Source organism: Pseudoalteromonas sp. BSi20480, assembly GCF_000241365.1.
GTDB lineage: Bacteria > Pseudomonadota > Gammaproteobacteria > Enterobacterales > Alteromonadaceae > Pseudoalteromonas > Pseudoalteromonas marina.
Genome location: NZ_BADX01000036.1, coordinates 1 through 18,442, shown reverse-complemented (window position 1 = coordinate 18,442; position 18,442 = coordinate 1). Strand labels below are relative to the sequence as shown.

At 39.9% G+C, this 18,442-nt stretch carries 13 protein-coding genes and 2 pseudogenes; 9 read left to right on the top strand and 6 right to left on the bottom strand.

The annotated features are described in order from the left end of the window. Positions 1–172 precede the first annotated feature (172 nt). The 6 genes from P20480_RS14100 (at position 173) to P20480_RS14125 (ending at position 9,157) form a co-directional block, all read left to right on the top strand. The gene (locus P20480_RS14100) at positions 173–1,657 is read left to right on the top strand and encodes a peptide MFS transporter (protein WP_008127557.1); all 1,485 of its coding nucleotides are present in this window, start codon (positions 173–175) and stop codon (positions 1,655–1,657) included. Positions 1,658–1,835: 178 nt separating this feature from the next. Next, the gene (locus tag P20480_RS14105; RefSeq protein WP_008127555.1) at positions 1,836–4,589 is read left to right on the top strand and encodes a metallophosphoesterase; all 2,754 of its coding nucleotides are present in this window, start codon (positions 1,836–1,838) and stop codon (positions 4,587–4,589) included. 304 nt (positions 4,590–4,893) lie between these two features. After that, the gene (hppD, locus tag P20480_RS14110; protein WP_008127553.1) at positions 4,894–5,952 is read left to right on the top strand and encodes a 4-hydroxyphenylpyruvate dioxygenase; all 1,059 of its coding nucleotides are present in this window, start codon (positions 4,894–4,896) and stop codon (positions 5,950–5,952) included. Between the two features lie 122 nt (positions 5,953–6,074). After that, positions 6,075–7,388: a fumarylacetoacetase gene (gene fahA / locus P20480_RS14115; RefSeq protein WP_008127551.1), complete on the top strand. Its 1,314-nt coding sequence runs from the start codon at positions 6,075–6,077 to the stop codon at positions 7,386–7,388. Positions 7,389–7,530: 142 nt separating this feature from the next. Then, positions 7,531–8,691, top strand: a complete 1,161-nt coding sequence (locus P20480_RS14120; protein ID WP_008127549.1) for a M23 family metallopeptidase — start codon at positions 7,531–7,533, stop codon at positions 8,689–8,691. Further along, the gene (locus tag P20480_RS14125) at positions 8,681–9,157 is read left to right on the top strand and encodes a bactofilin family protein (RefSeq protein WP_008127546.1); all 477 of its coding nucleotides are present in this window, start codon (positions 8,681–8,683) and stop codon (positions 9,155–9,157) included. The genes P20480_RS14120 and P20480_RS14125 overlap by 11 nt, the downstream gene beginning before the upstream one ends. A gap of 1 nt (position 9,158) precedes the next feature. On the opposite strand, the gene P20480_RS14130 is transcribed toward P20480_RS14125, so the two are convergent. Continuing rightward, positions 9,159–9,632: a hotdog fold domain-containing protein gene (locus P20480_RS14130; RefSeq protein ID WP_008127543.1), complete on the bottom strand. Its 474-nt coding sequence runs from the start codon at positions 9,630–9,632 to the stop codon at positions 9,159–9,161. A gap of 182 nt (positions 9,633–9,814) precedes the next feature. On the opposite strand from P20480_RS14130, the pseudogene P20480_RS17705 reads away from it, so the two are divergent. The 3 genes and pseudogenes from P20480_RS17705 (at position 9,815) to P20480_RS14135 (ending at position 12,377) form a co-directional block, all read left to right on the top strand. Further along, positions 9,815–10,991: pseudogene (locus P20480_RS17705) on the top strand (multidrug effflux MFS transporter). A gap of 211 nt (positions 10,992–11,202) precedes the next feature. Next, positions 11,203–11,846, top strand: a pseudogene (locus tag P20480_RS17700) (LysE family translocator). Positions 11,847–11,912: 66 nt separating this feature from the next. Next, entirely contained in the window at positions 11,913–12,377 is a 465-nt protein-coding gene (locus P20480_RS14135; RefSeq protein WP_006791424.1) for a methylglyoxal synthase, read from the top strand. A 9-nt stretch (positions 12,378–12,386) separates the two neighbouring features. Here P20480_RS14135 and yegD read toward each other — a convergent pair whose 3' ends face one another. The 5 genes from yegD to P20480_RS14160 form a co-directional block, all read right to left on the bottom strand. Next, complete coding sequence (gene yegD, locus P20480_RS14140; RefSeq protein ID WP_008127536.1) at positions 12,387–13,751, bottom strand: molecular chaperone; 1,365 nt, start codon at positions 13,749–13,751, stop codon at positions 12,387–12,389. A gap of 63 nt (positions 13,752–13,814) precedes the next feature. Beyond that, complete coding sequence (locus P20480_RS14145; RefSeq protein ID WP_008127534.1) at positions 13,815–14,657, bottom strand: DNA ligase; 843 nt, start codon at positions 14,655–14,657, stop codon at positions 13,815–13,817. A gap of 33 nt (positions 14,658–14,690) precedes the next feature. Beyond that, positions 14,691–15,347, bottom strand: a complete 657-nt coding sequence (locus tag P20480_RS14150; protein WP_008127532.1) for an HAD family hydrolase — start codon at positions 15,345–15,347, stop codon at positions 14,691–14,693. A gap of 63 nt (positions 15,348–15,410) precedes the next feature. Beyond that, positions 15,411–15,710 (bottom strand): hypothetical protein, encoded by a 300-nt coding sequence (locus tag P20480_RS14155; RefSeq protein ID WP_006791428.1) that lies wholly within the window; start codon positions 15,708–15,710, stop codon positions 15,411–15,413. A 114-nt stretch (positions 15,711–15,824) separates the two neighbouring features. Next, positions 15,825–18,107, bottom strand: a complete 2,283-nt coding sequence (locus P20480_RS14160; protein WP_008127530.1) for a TonB-dependent receptor — start codon at positions 18,105–18,107, stop codon at positions 15,825–15,827. Positions 18,108–18,442: the final 335 nt, after the last annotated feature.

Here is an 18,442-nt window from a genome sequence, read left to right as displayed (position 1 = left end):
AGGATAAGGGTGTGTCTCTTACCTTGTGGTGTTACAGCCATACAGCAAATCATTATCTTAGATACAAATAATATACTGGTGGTCGAGCACTTTAACCTTATAAACAGGCTAACTGAGCTAAAGCAAAAAATTATAAGGCCATCACAACAATTCTTTAAGTTAGGAAGTAAATATGAGTTCAGCTCCAGATAGTGGCTGGTTTGGCCACCCTAAAGGACTTTCGACATTGTTCTTCACTGAAATGTGGGAACGAATGAGTTATTACGGTATGCGAGCTATGCTCGTATTATTCATGACAGCAAGCTTACAACAAGAAGGCCTTGGCTTTACGGTTGCATCAGCGGCTGCAATTTATGGTTTGTACACAGGTGCGGTATACTTTTTAGGCTTACCTGGCGGTTGGTTAGCAGATAGATTATTTGGCGGCCAAAAAGCGGTTTGGTACGGTGGTATTATCATTATGTGTGGCCACATTATTTTGGCCGTTCCACATGAATATTCATTTTTTATTGGTTTAATTTTTGTTGCAACAGGTACGGGCTTACTCAAGCCAAATATCAGTGCAATGGTAGGCCAGTTGTACAGCGATGCTGATGAGCGTCGTGATGGCGGTTACGCTATTTATTACATGGGTATTAACTTGGGTTCTTTAATAGGCTACTACGTATGTGGTTACTTTATGGAGAACGTAGGTTGGCACTGGGCATTTGGTGCAGCAGCTGTTGGTATGGCCATTGGTTTAGTACAATACAAACTTACCCTTGATAACTTACCAGAGCACAGCGCTTTACCTGCTAATCCATTAAGCGCTAAAGGCACTTCACGTACTTGGGGCGCTATCGCGTTGTTTGTGGCTGTTGTTGCGGGTGTTACCATAGCCGCTATGACTGGTGCTATCATTATAAACCCTTCAGTTGTAGCCGGTTATACAGCTGTTATATTTACTGTTATATTCTTTGTGTACTTTGGCCTTATTTATTTTAAAGGCAAATTAACAGGCGAAGAAAAACAAAGAATGTGGGCGTTATTTTTAGTGTGTGTTGCCTCTGCATGTTTTTGGTCTGGTTTTGAGCAAGCCGGCTCTTCGTTAAACCTATTTGCCCGCGATTACACCGACCGACTAATTGGTAAGTTTGAAATTCCAACTACGTGGTTTCAATCTTTAAATTCAATTTTTATTATTGTTTTATCACCTTTTTTCGCTGCGCTTTGGATAAACCTGTCTAAAAAAATGATATCGCCTACTTACAGCGTAAAATGTGCATTTGGCTTAATTATTATGGCCTCAGGCTTTTTAGTCATGTTTATGGCAGCACATTATGCAGCAGAAGGCTTAAAAGTAGCGCCTTACTGGTTGGTAACTACGTACTTTTTACACACAGTGGGTGAGCTTTGTTTAAGCCCTGTTGCATTAAGTGCAGTAAGCAAGTTATCGCCTCGTCGCTATACGGGCCAGTTAATGGGTGTGTTTGTTTTAACTTACTCTATTGGTAATGTTATCTCGGGCATACTTGCTGGTAACTTTGATCCTAATAACGTTCAAGAAATCCCTACCCTATACTTACAAATTGCATTATTTAGCATTGGTGTAGGTATTGTTTTAGTGCTTATGAGTTTTAAAGCGAAAATATGGGAAAAACAAGGATTAGAGACCTAATTCGGTTAATCCTTTTGTACTAATAATTATTTACTGCATATTCCAAATGTAGTAACAAATAAAAAATAGCCCCCATAATTGTTATGGGGGCGATTTTTATTACAGCTATGCTCCCATACTTTTAACTGATATTATGCATTAATAAATTGTTAAATTAGACACCCGAGGACTGCTGTATATGTTATTGGACAAGTTATTAAAAATAGCTGCAATACCATTTTTGCTCTTTATGTTAAGTGCATGCGGTGGTGCGAGTGATGCAGTAACGGTTAATCCAAATGATCCTGTTGAACCCGAGCCCACCCTACTTTCTTTAACTGCTGCTAACGGCTTAAACTCAACGTTAGATAACGGGGGGTTTGAATTAATTATCCCTGCAAATATAGCTTCATCAAATAGCGAAATCACTTACGAAAAAACAACGCTAGATGATGCCAACGCACAGTTAAACATTATCTCTGATTTACACACCCTTATACCCGACCCTGACATTTCATTTTCAGACTCCTTTACTATTAGAATAAAAATACCTGAAGACTATGTACTCGGTGGGCAATTATTCATAGCCAGACAGTTAGGTCTAAATAGTTGGGAAACGATTACTAACTCAACCGTAAGCGATGATTATGTCAATGCACAAGTGAATCAAGTAGGCACTTATGCAATTCAAATGCAGCGTAAAGAAACATTCGCCGATATTGGTCCAACATGTGAAGCGAGCGCAACAACACAATCGGTACGCTTTGTTCATGTAGCAGACTTACATGCTCGTTTTGGGTATGAGGAACAATACTTTAGCCGTATTAAAGCCTATTACAATCAAGTCGCCAACCAAACACCACATACCCTATTTACCAATGGTGGTGACGATTATGAAAAAGGCACGGTAGCAGAGCAACTTTCACAAGGTACAGCAACCGAAGAAGCCATTAAAGCGATGCAGTTTGACATTCGTGTTGTGGGAAACCACGACTATGCATGGGGACCAGAAAAACTACTGAGTTATTCGCAAGATGATAAAGCAATTGTGCTTGCAAGTAACACTCGCTATGAAGGGGAGCAACTTCAAGATTTTGCCGCTGTGAGCTTTGCAAAAGTGCAAGTGGGCTGTGTCACCTTAGGTGTATTTGGCATGACGTCGGTGCCATGGAATGAACTAGATGAGCCACAGCAAGACGATCCAATTCCTGATTTTATAAAACAATTTAAAATGAGCTGGGAATGGCAGCAAGTTGCACAAAGCATTGTAGACCAATACCGTGATGATGTTGATTACATGGTAATGCTAAGCCATTTAGGAGTAGGCCTAGATACAGATATGGCAACTGAGGTTGCAGGTATTGATTTAGTATTAGGGGGCCATACCCATGGCGGCGAAAGCTTTGATACACTAGAAAATGGCGCCATTGTTATTCAACCTGACTTTTATGCAAAAGGGATAACCGACTTAACACTTGAGTTTAATTTAGCTGATAAAACATCACCTGTTGTGAACTATCAAACGATTGCAACTGAAACCATCACTGAACGTGATGAACCAACAAAGCAAGCCATTGATGAAATTATGGGCCGTTACGCGCCTGATGCACAAACCGAAATAGCTATTTCAGAAAACTACCCTAGTGCAATTGAGTTAGCTGAAATAACAGCATTAGCCGCGCAACACGAAAGTTCAATCACAGCTGCACTTTTAAACCCCGAACTGGTTCAAAAGCGTTGGACACCCGGCACGCTCACACAAGAAGATTTTCACGAAGCATTTTACGTAGAAAGACAGCCTTCAAATACACCCGGTTTTAACGCAATATATAAAGTGACAGTAACAGGTACAGACTTAACGTCTATGTATGCAAGCCAACCTGACTGGTTTTTACTCACACCGGATAACATTCAAGCAACCAGCAATTATGATGTCGCTTTATTTAAAGGCGCAGCGCTTAACCCTGAATTATTTTTTAATGGTGTCACATTTTCAAACGTAGAACCCATTGCCGAAGCATGGTGGTTACTAGATCAGTACGCCCGATTTAGAACAAGCCAGTGCTTATACCTAGATACCAACAGTCAACTGTTTTCATGTACAAACGAAGAAAACATAACGGTATGGAATTTTGATAATACAGCAAGCCCACTTACAGCAGATTTTGGACCTTCAGTACTCAGTTACTTCGATCCTGAAGAAAAAGACTGGGGCCCAGAAGAAACTCAATATAAAACCACTACCGAACTCGGCATTAGTGATTTGAGTGATGGGCCGTCAGGTGTAATGGCATTTTCAAGGCATGCACCAACCGAAGGCCTACATATTAACTTAAACACACCCGCTAACGGCGATTATGCCGCTGATGGCATGGTTTCAGACTACACACTTGTAATGGATTTATACTGGCCAGCAGAAGGCCAAGATATTTACCGTGCGGTTGTTCAAGCGGATACCGTTAACTACTTAACCGACGATGCCGACATATTTATTGACCCAAGTGGTGGTTATGGTAAATCAACCAGCGACAGCGGCTATTTTGGCAATACACAACCAGACTCTTGGCATCGTGTCGCTTTAGTATTTTATACTGCACCTACCAATGGCGTATTTGAAGTGTACATAGATGGCGAACTAGTGGGTGTAAAGGAAGATGGAGAAATAAACAACCGCTGGGCACTCAAAGACGCAGTGCTGCTGTTTAATGATGACAACTTTGAAACCGAGCCAGGCTACTTAAATGCCATGCTTTATGCCGGCCGTGCAATGAGCCGCGACGAAATAAAAAGCTTAGGTAATGCGCAGCAAAAACTCACTTATGAGCAAGCAACACGCGTACTTAATCAAACCATTGAACGCCATTACCAAGCTGCGCCTGAAATAAAACCAAACATGTGGTTACAACAGCGTAGCAAGTTTTTTGGTGAACATGCCAAAAGTGTAAACAATTAATTACACTTAACCCTATTTCATACCACTTCAAAAAAGAGAGTTTAACTACTTAAACTCTCTTTTTTATTACTACAATTCATAAACTTAACCAAAAAAAGCCACTAAAACTGCTTACTTTTACAGCGTAAAAATTTTCTACTGTATTGACTCAAAACAACTTGGCCACAAGCGTCCTATAAAATTTACACACCACTCAATTACTAAATACCTGACTGCTCTTCCCCTAAATCTAATTCTGGTTAATTATCTTGCCATTAACACAACAACAAATAATCACAGTGCTTACATTGTGGGAGTAATTAAAATGAGTGAAGTAACTAACTATTTAGGTTTAGTCGGTATTGAGTTTACTGAATACGCCACACCTGATGCAGATTACATGGATAAAGTATTTACTGATTTTGGCTTTTCAAAGCTTAAAAAGTTTAAAGGTAAAGACATTGTTTATTACAACCAAAACGACATTCACTTTTTACTGAACAACGAGCGCGAAGGTTTTTCTGCTGAATTTGCTAAAAGCCATGGTCCAGCAATTTGTTCAATGGGTTGGCGTGTAGAAGACGCCCAAAAAGCATTTGAAACAGCTGTAGAGCGCGGTGCAAAACCAGCAACAGACTCTACACACAAAAACCTTCCTTACCCTGCAATTTACGGTATTGGCGACAGCCTAATTTACTTTATTGACCAATTTGGCGATAAAGGCACCATTTATGAAAGTGACTTTGAAGATTTAGCAACGCAAACGGTTGTTGAAGACAAAGGCTTTAAGCGCATCGACCACCTAACTAATAATGTTTATAAAGGCACAATGGAAACATGGGCAAACTTTTATAAAGATGTGTTTGGTTTTACAGAAGTACGTTACTTTGACATTAAAGGTCAAAAAACGGCGCTAATTTCATATGCGCTTAAATCTCCATGTGGCACCTTCTCAATTCCAATCAATGAAGGTAAAGGCAACGACAACAACCAAATTGACGAATACTTAGGTGAATACAATGGCCCAGGCGTTCAACATTTAGCATTTTTAACTGACGATTTAGTTAGCTCGCTAGACAAACTAGATAAATCAACTATTGCAACGCTTGATATTATTCCTGAATACTACGACACCATTTTCGACCGTGTGCCGTGGGTAAAAGAAGACAAAGACAAAATTCGCGAACACCAAATACTGGTTGATAGCCAAAGCGAAAATTGTTACCTACTACAAATTTTCTCTAAAAACTTATTTGGCCCAATTTTTATAGAGATGATTCAACGCGTTGATGATGGCGGTTTTGGTGAAGGTAATTTCCAAGCGTTATTTGAATCAATTGAACGCGATCAAGAGCGCCGCGGCGTTTATAATCTTTTTGAGTAAATTAAAAGCAGCGACCTTCGCTGCTTTTTGTCGTTTTAATATTTAAAATGTATGGCTTAAAGTGCAAGTATGCTTAAATAAATACTTCATTGTTGCCATACAGTTAAACCAAAGGAAATGTAATGAGCCTAATTAACGAAACCCATGATATTAATTTAACAAGCTGGGTAGAGTCAGCGAATGTTGCCAATTGCGACTTCCCTATTCAAAACTTGCCATTTGCCGAGTTTCGTCGCAAAGGCACTAAAGAAGTATTTCGTGGTGGTGTTGCGATAGGTGATCAGGTTATCGACCTTGCAAAACTAAATGAGCTAAATATATTTACAGGCGACGCTAAAATAGCACTCGATGCAGCGAGCGAGTCAACGCTAAATACATTTATGGGTTTAGGGCAGCAATATTGGTCAGCACTTCGTTTAGCCCTTTCAAAAGCATTACGCGAAGGCGCTGAATGTCAAAAAGATATTGCGAGCGTATTAATATCGCAAGCTGATATTGAATTTTCATTACCATGTCGTATTGGTGACTATACCGACTTTTATACCTCTATTTATCATGCTACGGCAGTAGGTAGTTTATTTCGCCCTGATAACCCACTATTACCTAACTATAAATGGGTACCAATTGGTTACCATGGCCGCTCTTCATCTATTGATGTGTCTGGGCAAACATTTCACCGTCCTAAAGGACAAACTAAAGCACCCGATGCAGACGCTCCCTCGTTTGGTCCATGTAAACGCCTTGATTACGAGCTAGAGCTTGGCATTTACTTAGGTAAAGGAAATGCGCTAGGCGATGCAATTGCAATTGAAAATGCAGAAAACCATGTATTTGGTTTTTGTGTATTTAACGACTGGTCTGCCCGCGACTTACAAGCTTGGGAATACCAACCATTAGGTCCGTTTTTAGCGAAAAACTTTGCATCAACAGTGTCTCCTTGGATTGTTACAACAGAAGCACTCGCACCGTACAGAACAAGTTGGACCCGTGATGAAAACGATCCACAACCTATGGAATATCTAGAGTCTGCCGCTAATCGCGAGCAAGGTGCATTTGATATTCAAATGGATGTAAAAATTCAAACCGAAAAAATGCGTAGCGAAGGGCACTCTCCTACCCGCGTATCTACCTCTAGCTTTAAGCACTCTTACTGGACTGTAGCTCAAATGGTCACTCACCACACAGTTAACGGGTGTAACTTTATGCCGGGTGATATGCTGGGTTCGGGTACGCAATCTGGCCCAACACATGAAGAAGCGGGTTCTTTACTTGAACTTTCTCGTGGCGGTAAAGAAAAAATAACGCTAAGCAATGGCGAACAACGCAGCTTTTTAGAAGATGGCGATAACGTTATTATGCGCGGCTGGTGTGAAAAAGAAGGCTTTGCGCGTATTGGTTTTGGTTCAGTTGAAAGCACGGTTTTAGCCGCAAAATAATCTCAATCAAACATACTTAAATGAAAGGGCTGCTTTTAAAAGCAGCCCTTTTTTATTAATTTTTGAACAGTTACAATTTTTTTCTGGCTTTTTAAGCTCAGATTGATACATTATTCCGGTTAGTAGCCAGTGTTTATATGCCATGTCAGTATTTATAAAGTCTTACAAAAAACTTTTTCCAGCTCGCCAACTCCTTATTCGTCAAAATGGCGAGGTTAAGCATGTTGTTTTAGCGCCTTGGTTACAACTTTTTGCAATAGTGCTTATTTTAGCAACACTTGTCTGGGTGAGCATTTCTAGCTTTCGTGTATACACACAAACTAACCATATCTCTGACATAGAAAAAAATCAGCTTAACAAACAAGCACTATGGGAACAAAAAGTTAGCGAGCAACAACGTCTTCACGAGCAACAACTCAAACAGCTAGTAACTCTTGAACAAAAACAAGCGCTACTTCAAAGCATGATCGAATCTTTACCTGCTTCAATCAGTCAAGACGTTATTCAGTTAGGTGAAGAGCTTGAGTCACCTATTAACGAAAATAAAAGCGAATTTCATGAACCCTTAGTTGATGAAGACCCAAATGCTAAGCAAGTTGATTTAGGTAAGCCTATTAGTTTTGAAACACGTTTGGCACATTTAAATGAGCAATACGAACAAAGCTTTAATTACCTAGACAAAAAAATAAACGAACGACATAACGCTATTTTAGCCATGCTTAAAGGCGCAGGCCTTGATGCCGCTTTGGAAGAACACCTAGCAATTAACTCTTTGCATATTGCTCAAGGTGGCCCGTTTGATGTATTCGATGAAACAAATATACCCGGTCATTTTTTGGCTATAGTTGATAAGTTAGTCGCGTTAAATAATCTAGAAAATTTATTAACTGAATTACCTAACACCCTGCCCTTACCCGCTGCAAAATATTATATTTCAAGTAGCTTTGGCTTACGCAAAGACCCAATGAATAATCGCCGAGCATTTCACAAAGGCGTAGACTTAGCGGGTTGGCACAAAACCGAAATTTTTGCTCCGGCCGACGCTGTGGTTCTTCGTGCAGGGCGTAATGGCGGATATGGTAACTTTATTGAACTTGAACACAAAAATGGCTTAGTAACTCGCTTTGGCCATTTAAATAAAATAAAAGTAAAAAAAGGCCAGCACATTGCCAAGCACGATGTAATTGGTTTAATGGGGAGCACTGGTAGAAGTACTAGCACTCATTTACACTACGAAGTATTGGTTAATGGCGAACAAGTCAATCCTCTAAAAATAACAAAGGCGCTTTCTCGTGTTCGGTAGAAAAAAATCAACAAGTACTAATCTAAGAAAGGTTAATCATACGCCTTCTATTATTTCTGAAGATGTGCGCCTTACTGGCACTTTAATAAGCCAAGGTGAGGTTCAACTTGATGGTCGCATAGATGGCGACATAAAAGCCGAGCAATTAGTTATAGGCTCCTCCGGTGTAGTTGAGGGAATTGTTGAAGCAGTAGGCATTGTTGTTAAAGGCACTGTTATTGGTTCTATCAATGCAAGTGAAGTAAAAATACAAAGTGGTGCTCACGTCCATGGCGACGTATTTCATGATTCATTGAGTATAGATGCTGGCGCTATAATTGAAGGCAACTTAAAGCAACGCACTGAAAAAGAGACGGTAGAGTTAACTGCTGAACCAATTGAAAAAGAAGTTAAAACACTGATTGAAGAAGATGACAGCGGCTTGTCGTTTGTAAATAAACAAGCCACGGATAAAAGCGAGCGGTAGGCTATTTTTTCTCAGTAATATACATTGTAATATCTGCAGTGAACACGAGCTCGTTGCGGGTATTATAAAGCTTTACTGGTACTACTAAATCTTCTTTATCAATCCACTGGCGTGGTAAATCAATTTCAGCAATAGCCGTAACGTCTGTATCAACCTTTGCCAAATATTGTACGGTCATTCCCTTTGGTATCCAACGATGGGTTTTTACCGGTACAGTCGCGTCAACCATCACCCCTGCACATAACTCAGCCAAATTACACTGCGCAATTGCATGAATGGTTCCAATGTGGTTATGAACACTACGACGATTTTTAACAATAGCACTACAGTGCCCTTCTCGCAGGTCTAATACGTAGGGCTTCATTGAGCCAAAGTAAGGTGCTTTAAAACAAACAGCTTTAGTAAAAAGCCAATTGCCAAAGGGTAAGTTTTTAAATTTATGCCACGTTTTAACTAGTGGTGATTGATTTGCCATTTTTATTATCCAGTTACAGTTACTTTATTAACGCTAACACATCAGACCAGTTTAAAAAAGCCGTTTTAATTACTGCTTTTATTATGTGTTTAACAAAAAATACGAATGACGACGTATGCATAGGCCAAAAGCCCTTTCTTTTTTACGAGTGCCCCCCTAAAATACGCGAAAAAGGAGACTCAATGCATACACAGCCCGCAAAACCTAATCTAACTTTATTACTTATCTTAGCGTTGCTCGTTATTTTTTGCCCTATGGCTATTGATATTTATCTGCCCGCTTTTCCTACCATAGCAGAGCAATTTTTAGTGACTGAGCAACAAGTGCAGCAAACTGTTGCCATTTTTATGTTAACCGTTGGACTAGGTCAGTTAATTGCAGGGCCATTAGCAGATAGATTTGGCCGAAAGCCTGTCGCATTAGTGGGTATTAGCTTATATGCAGGCTCTGCATTACTTGCTTACTGTGCCCCTTCGTTTGAAGTATTACTTTCTGCTCGAGCATTACAAGGGTTAGGTGCATGCGCCACATTTGTTGTCGCTTTCGCTATTGTAAGAGACAAATTTGGTAGCGAACGTAGCGGCCAAATTATTACTTACTTAAATGGCATTGTGTGCTTTATTCCTGCGTTAGCGCCCATTTTAGGTGCTTGGTTAACTGTTAAGTTTGGCTGGGAAATGAACTTCTTATTTTTAACTGGGTTTGCATTGTTAGGCTTTATTGTTACGTTGTTCTTTTTTTAGAGAAACACGACCAGCCGATAGCGTTTATCAGGGGCATATTCTCGATTTAAGACGCTTTATACCTATTATTTCAACGCCACTATTTTTATTTAATAGCTTGCTTTGCATGGTTACTATGTCGGTTATTTTAGTGTTTGTCACCCTAGCACCTGGCTGGATAATTACTGAGCTTGGCGGAAGCGTAGCTAATTTTACATTTTGGTTTTCACTAAATGCCGTTTTAAGCATTATTGCCAGTTTTATTATGCCACTGTACATTAAACGCCACCCCAAACGCGCTTTAAAAATAGGGTTACTGCTATTGGTTGGCTCGGGATTACTTATGCTCCTGTTTAGCCAATATAAATCGGCTTTGGCGTTAATGATCCCCATGTTTGTGGCTGCATTTGGTTTTGCGCTCACTCTTGGCTCTGCAGCAGGTCGAGCATTAAGCTTGTTTCCTAAACAAGCGGGCACAGCTTCAGCGTTGCTTGGTGCAATGCAAATGAGTGGGGCAAGTTTGCTGGTATTTATTACTCAATTTTTACAGTTGCAGACCCCTATATTAATTGGCGTCCACTTTTTATTATTGGTCCCATTTAGCTATTTATTGTTTCGCAAAGCGCAGTTTTCATAATTCACCTTATTAAACACAAACTATTAATGGGAAAATACGGCTTATTTTCCCCACGCTCCCTTTAAAAACGACGCTTAAAAAGCAGCAAGTGAAACTTGTGTAGTGAGAGGTCAATCAAGCTCTATATCGGTGATACAGTAAGCCATAGACTGCTTTTTATTTATCATTACGATTGGTATCATCAACTATCTTTAATTAATTCATGTATATGATGATCAACCCTGATTTTCTCTTCTCTTTTTTAATTGCTAGTTTTTTAATGGCGGTTGCCCCAGGCCCATCGAATGCGTTTTTAATGGCACAAACATTTGCAAATGGCCGTACTGCGGGTATGCAAAGTGCGTTTGGTTTTGCATTAGGTGGTGTTGTGCATACCTTTTTTGCCGTAATAGGCTTAAGTGCTATTTTAAAAGCATCAGCCGCTGCCTATAGTGCTGTTCAATATACAGGTGCAGCTTATTTGTGTTATTTGGGCTTTATGATGATAAAGAGCACGCTAAAAAACACGACTACTGCCACTCAAACTCAAAGTGAAGATAAGCCACACGTAAGCACCGCTAAAAAATCTAATGTGATGTTTCAAGCCATGATGACCGAGGTACTTAACCCTAAGGTCGCTTTATTTTTATTGCTTTTATTCCACAGTTTGTAGACCCGAGCTTATCATCAGCCACTTTTCAGCTCGCATTTTTTGGCCTGCTATACCCTATTTTTGCTTTTCCAATAGACTGCACGTATATTTATTTTGGCGACAAAATCGCACAGTTTTTTAGGCAGCATCCAAACAGTCAACTTTGGATTGATAGAGTAACGGGAATGATATTTATTGCCCTCGCTATTAATCTACTATTATAACTTTCCTAAATTTTGCTAACAGTTGATGTAACTATGAGCATTTAGGCACAAATAAAAAGAATTAATATGGAACAAAAAACGCAATCTCTCCCTGCAAAGAAAAATATTGCCCTTGTTGCTCACGATGGCAAAAAAGCCGCGCTAAAGCTGTGGTGCGACAAACATAAAAATACACTTAGCAAGCACACCTTATACGGCACAGGTACAACGGGGCATTTAATTCAAAAAAGTACAGGGCTTGATGTTGTTCAGCTTTTAAGTGGCCCAATGGGTGGCGACCAACAATTGGGCGCAAAAATAGCAGAACATGAAATTCATGTTTTAATATTTTTTTGGGACCCTTTAGCTTCTCAGCCTCATGACCCTGATGTAAAAGCATTACTGCGCTTAGCGGCAGTGTGGAATATTCCTGTAGCGTGTAACGAGGTAAGTGCTGATATGCTGTTAAGCTCTCCTTTAATGGAAAACGAGCTTGAGCGTACCTTGCCAGATTACGAAAAATACCTCGCAACCCGACAAATAAGTCTTTAAGCCTTTAAGCTACTTATAAAGCATGCTGGCCCATTTCGTCAGGCCAGCAGTTACACTACCAAAATGGTCACCATTAACCATATTAATATTACCTAAGTGCTCGCTAAGTGCTGCTTTAATTAGTGGAGACTGCGCACTGCCGCCCGTTAAATAAATAACGTCTGGTGTTGTTTGTGCATCGTTTATTGCTTGTTTTGCCAAAGTGACTATTTGGCTAATACTACTTTCTACAGCTAACGATAAATCATGAACAGATAAGTTTTTACTAAGTTCGGTATCTAAAAAGCGCAAGTCACAGTTAAAGTCAGGTGTTGAGGAAAGGGCTATTTTTGCGGCTTCACCTTGTTGAACAAGTTGATGCCCTTGCTTATTTTGTTGTAAGTGAATTAAGCGCTTATAAAGATCTGGTGCACTTACATCTCGCAACTGTGCATTAAGTTCACGCGCCTGACTTTCACTGTAAAATTGGCTTTGCAAATTAACATCGTTAATTTTACATGCCTGCCAAAACGGCTGATTTGGCAAAGGTAATCCCGATTTAAATGTACTGCCAAGCCCCAATAAAGGCATTAAACCATGAAAGCTCAATGCAATATCTAAATCGTTTCCGCCAACGCGTTTACCGCTGTGAGCTAAAAAGTCGTTATCGCGCTGACTATTTCCTCTAAAACTTGGACCCATTTGCACAAACGAACAATCACTGGTCCCCCCACCAATATCTATAACCAACACTTTCTGATCGTGTGTTAAATCACTTTCGTAATCGATACCTGCTGCTAGCGGTTCGTATAAAAAATTAACGTCTTTAAAGCCAGCACGTTTTGCAGCTCGCTCTAAAATACCCACAGCTTGCTGGTTCGACTGTTCACCGCCTACCGCCTGAAAGTTTACAGGGCGGCCAATAACAGTTTGAGTAAGTACTTTTTCTAAAGACTGCTCTGCGCGTTGTTTTATTTTTAAGATCATTGCCGTTGCAATGTCTTCAAAAAAGTTAATTTGGCCTTGCTTTAAACCGGTTGCACCAAAAAACGATTTGGGTGACTTAACAAAGTATCCTTCTTCAGGAAATTGAACGTATTCACTAATTGCTTCACGACCAATAAATAAGGTCTCATCTGAAGGTTGTAAATCAAGGTCTGATTTAATTCGAGGCAGTGAGTTTAAAAGGGCTTGGCGCTGAGATTTAAAATCTTGTTCATGCGCGGTCCCTTTTAAATGCTTAGCAACAAAATCAACCACCAAAGCACTGTGATGCGTATAAAGTGTAGAAGGTAAGTAATGCTTGCCTTGCTCTAAAGGCACTAACTGAACATTATTATTGTTCATTACACCCATAGCACAATTTGAACTACCGTAATCAAAACCTACAAACATATACCACCACACATTACCAAAAAGGCCGCGCAATTTAGCATATTTAAGATCACTTTTAAATTGCTATATGCTTTCTCGCACTCTTAAAAAGCTAGCAAAGCGAGGAAGGCCATTTTTAGTCAACCCATGAAAACGATAGGTAACGGTGCTACCAATGGCCGGTGGGTTTTGACGTTGTGCATCGCTAAATCCTGTACCAATTGAAAATAGCTGCCCAGAGGCTGACTTAACGCGCAGCGCACCAAGCATCCCCGTGTATTTCCCTTTACCCGGCAAATGAGCAATGACAACCGCCTCAGCATCAAGGTAAGGCTTTAACTTTAACAAAGCACCACTTCGTCCACTTTTGTGTTTTGCATCAGCTAAGTGCAACATAACGCCTTCTGCACCCTGCGCAGTTATGTTATTAAAATAGTCAGAAAGCTGTTTGTTATTTTTAAATCGACGCTGTTTAACAGCTTGGATATGGGGCTGATTAATATGTGTAACAAGTTGGGAATAATTTTTATAACGCTCGCTAAAAGCTAAGGCTTTATCTGGCATATCAAATATTTTGTAAGTGACGGCTTGCCAGTCTTTGTTATTTGGGATTTTAGTTCTTACTATACCGCTTAATGCAGCAAAGTGTTCTCGTTTGCTCCAAAGCTCACCGTCTAACCACGTATTGGGCAGGGATGCAGTAAACCAATGTGGTGCATTAATTATATTCCCTTTGCGAGTAACAAACTGTGTGCCCGTCCATATAGCTCTTACACCATCAAATTTTTCGCTGACTAAATAGGCACTAATATCATTGTGCTTTTCTTCATCATACACTTTGGCTAATAATACAGAAGGCTGAGAAGTATAAGCCGAGCAGCTAAACAAAATAACCGTAATTAATAACATCCATTTTATAGCAATCATTAGCGCATCCAAGCTAGGTAATAGTGACTTACACTATAGTTGAGATTGCACCCATTGCCAAAACTCATCAAGGTCACCCATGCAATAGGTCGCTTTGCTAAAGTCATGATCTTTGGTATGGCTGTTAGCAATAGCAACCACCCTTAAATTTGCATTATTTGCGGCGCTTACGCCTGTAAATGTATCTTCTACGGCTATCGCATTTTCTGATTTTACGTTTATTTGCTTTAAAGCGAGTAAATACGGGTCGCCTGCAGGCTTAGGGTTAATTACATCGTCTTTAGTAACAAGAGTATCAAACAGCTCATAAAACCCTAACCCTTTTAGAATTGGCATAGCTTCGCTTGTTGCACTTCCGGTGACAAGCGCCATTTTTAAGCCACTATTTTTAACCGCTTTTAGAGTTTGTTCTACATATGGCATAAGCGGTGGTAAGTTCGTTTTGACGTATTCACCAAATAATCGATATTTTTCAGCAGCTAAAAACTCAGCACTGACTGATAAATTATTCACACTTTTAATTTCAATTGCCGCTTCTAGTGTAGGACGCCCTGAAAACCGCTGACAAAATTCATCTTCTAAATAACTTACCTCAAATGGCGCTAACAATGTGCTCCAACATACAAAATGCATCGCTTCTGAATCGACTAGCGTGCCATCCATATCAAATAAAACGGCCTGTAAGCTCATGATCTCTCCTTAAATTAAAGTGCTAAAAAAAGGTGCTAGAGCACCTTTTTTGTTTTTTCATTATTACTGCGTTAAACCCGCCGGCGGCTCACCAAAAGCTTCTTCACCGGTTTCAATATCAACTAACTCATAGCCACGGGCTTTACGAACCACCTTAAGTACAGGTTTTTCAAAAGCAGTTTTTAAGCGCTCCGAGTCATCTTTTAATTCATCAAGCGTTGTACCAAACGGTGCTGCGCCTGTTTCTGACCAGTTAGTTACTTTACCATTTAGGTTATATTCTACTTCGTGTATTTGATATTGCGCCGCTTCATCTTTTGTTGCTTCACAAAAAATCACACGGTAATTCCAAAATCCAGCCATTATATTTCTCTATCAATAAACCAATTATGCGCTACTTTAACAGCTCTAAAAGGGATCACAAAATAAAAAGCCTGCACAAGGCAGGCTTTTAAATGTAAATTTCTAATCTATTAATTAGAAAAATTTAACTTTAAATTCAGCACCAACATAACGCTCTTCATTAACAATACCCGTGTTATTGTTAAAGTCGATAGCGCCTATTGCTTGTTGCTCATCAAATAAGTTACGAACAAAACCAGCAACTTCATATTCGTAGTCACCTTCTGCCCACCTGTAACCTGCACGAAGACCAACTTCAGTTAAAGGCTTGCCTTCAAACTCTACAGATTCATATAAGAACATGTTAATTTTGCTGCGGTAAGAAATATCACCGTTTGCAAAGAAATCACCATCTTCAAGCTCTTTAGTGTAACGAAGCGTAAAGTTAGAGATCCACTCTGGTGCATGCGGTAAGCTGTTACCGTCTAAAATTGCACGATCTTCAGGCCCAAAGGCACCTGCAACTTGGAAAGTTGGATCTGTCACTGTACATTGGCCACACACAGCTACCGCTAAGTCATTATCTTTAAGCTCAGTTTTGTTATAGCTTAAGTTAAATGTTGCATTAAGCTCGTCGCTTAATACCCACTCAGTGTCTAACTCAAAACCGTAGCCTGTCGTTTTGTCTGCATTAATTAAGCGGTTAAAGTTTGCACCACCACCTACAGCGGTCAATTGCTGATCGCTCATTGTGTAGTAGAACACAGTTGCATTTACACGACCTTGTCCGTCTAGCACGTCTGATTTAATACCTGTTTCGAATGAAGTCACTGTTTCAGAATCAGCGGTTGTTACTTCATCACCAAACAAAATACGACCTTGCAAGCTTGGTGCACGGAATGTGTTAGCTACACGGCTGTACCAGTTTACGTCTTCGTTTACTTTGTAGTTAGCAGATAAATCCCAGCTCACGTGGCTATCGCTAACATCTTGCTCGATAAATAAAGCACCACCGCCAATAGGGCTTAGTGTACGATCTGCAGAGAAGTCTTTTTCATCATCAGAGTAACGAAGGCCCGCTGTTATTTTTAAATCATCAGATACAACATAATCAACAGAACCAAATACTGCCCAAGCAGTTGTATCTTGTTGCTGTTTAACATACCCATTTAAAGCGCCGGCCGGTGATGAAAACGTGTCATAGCTAAAGTTTTCAATTGTTAGCTCTTCGTCAAAGTAAAAAACACCTACTTGATAGTTTAAGTCGCCATCAAAGTTACTTGATAAACGAAGCTCTTGAGTAATTTGATCTTGCTCAGGAATACCATCAGCACTTTCTGAAGGGAAAGGAATAAAACCAGGCCCCATGTAATCAGGAAGGAATACAGCACCGTAACCACCGTCAATATCACCACGAGAGTATATTTCAGCGCTTTCCCATGCAGAGATAGACGTTACAGTGTGGTTTTCAAGATCCCATTCAAGTCTTAGGCTCATACCTTCAGACTCTACTTGTTGAGTAGAACGAGCACCGGCATCTTGGTATACAACATCGTGCTCATAGTTATCGACTAATTCGTTAGAACCAGACTCAATAACATTTGCACGGAACGCGATAGGTGAACCATCTAAATCACGTGTGTGATAGTTTAATAAAGCAGAAAAATCATCGCCTTCATATAAAAACTGAATACGTGCAGCTTTTTCAGTATAACCGCCCTGCTGATCTTTAGCTTCAAAATTAGGTGCTTGGTTATCAATGTAATCATCTTTATCTTGCCATAATAATGAAACGCGAGCAGATAAACGATCTGTTAGCGCACCACCTACAGCACCTTCAGTATCTACAGCGCCACGGCTACCGTATGAAACCGCACCGTAACCGTCAAACTCTTGGCTAGGTTTAACTGAATCAAACTTAACAAGGCCTGCAGGCGTATTACGGCCAAATAAAGTACCTTGCGGACCACGTAATACTTCTACGCGTTCAACATCAAATACAGGAAAGCCTTTTAAAATCGCATTTTCTTGAACAACTTCATCAACTACTAACGATACAGGTTGAGACGCATTTAAATCGAAATCTGTGTTACCTAAACCACGTACGTAAAAACGTGGGAAAGAACGGCCAAATGAAGATTCGATAGACAAGCTTGGAATTTTTGCGTTCATAAAACGAATATCCATGCCTGCCGAGCTGTATGCATCAAGGTTATCACCTTGCAGTGCAGATACAGCTACAGGAACCTCTTGAGCATTTTCTACACGTTTACGCGCAGTAACTTGAATAACTTCTAATTGGTTATTTTTTTTAGCCGTTTCTTCTTCAGCAGCAAATGAAGAAACAGAAGTGCCAGCAGCAGATAATAGTGCGGCATTAATGATTGTCGCTATTGCAGATTTTTTAATTGCTTTCATGTCGGGTTTTAACCTTTTGTATGCACTCTTGTTCAACGGTTTTTTGTGTTGCGCAATGTATTCATTGCGGGCTCGTACAATTTTTCGCGACTTGGCTATATGCGCGCGGACCTCATTATCGAGAGTACAAAAACGAAATAATAAGGCTGAACGAACGTAAGAGATTATACCACTGTGTAATAAATTTACTGCATAAAACTTTTCAATTTCTGAAACTTTTTTGTCAACATTTAACCACAAGATAGCGACTTTTTATTACTTTTAGTATGTAAAACCCAAATATAAGGACATATGTCCTTATCAATAAAACTACAAATAAAGTAGCAGTTTTAACG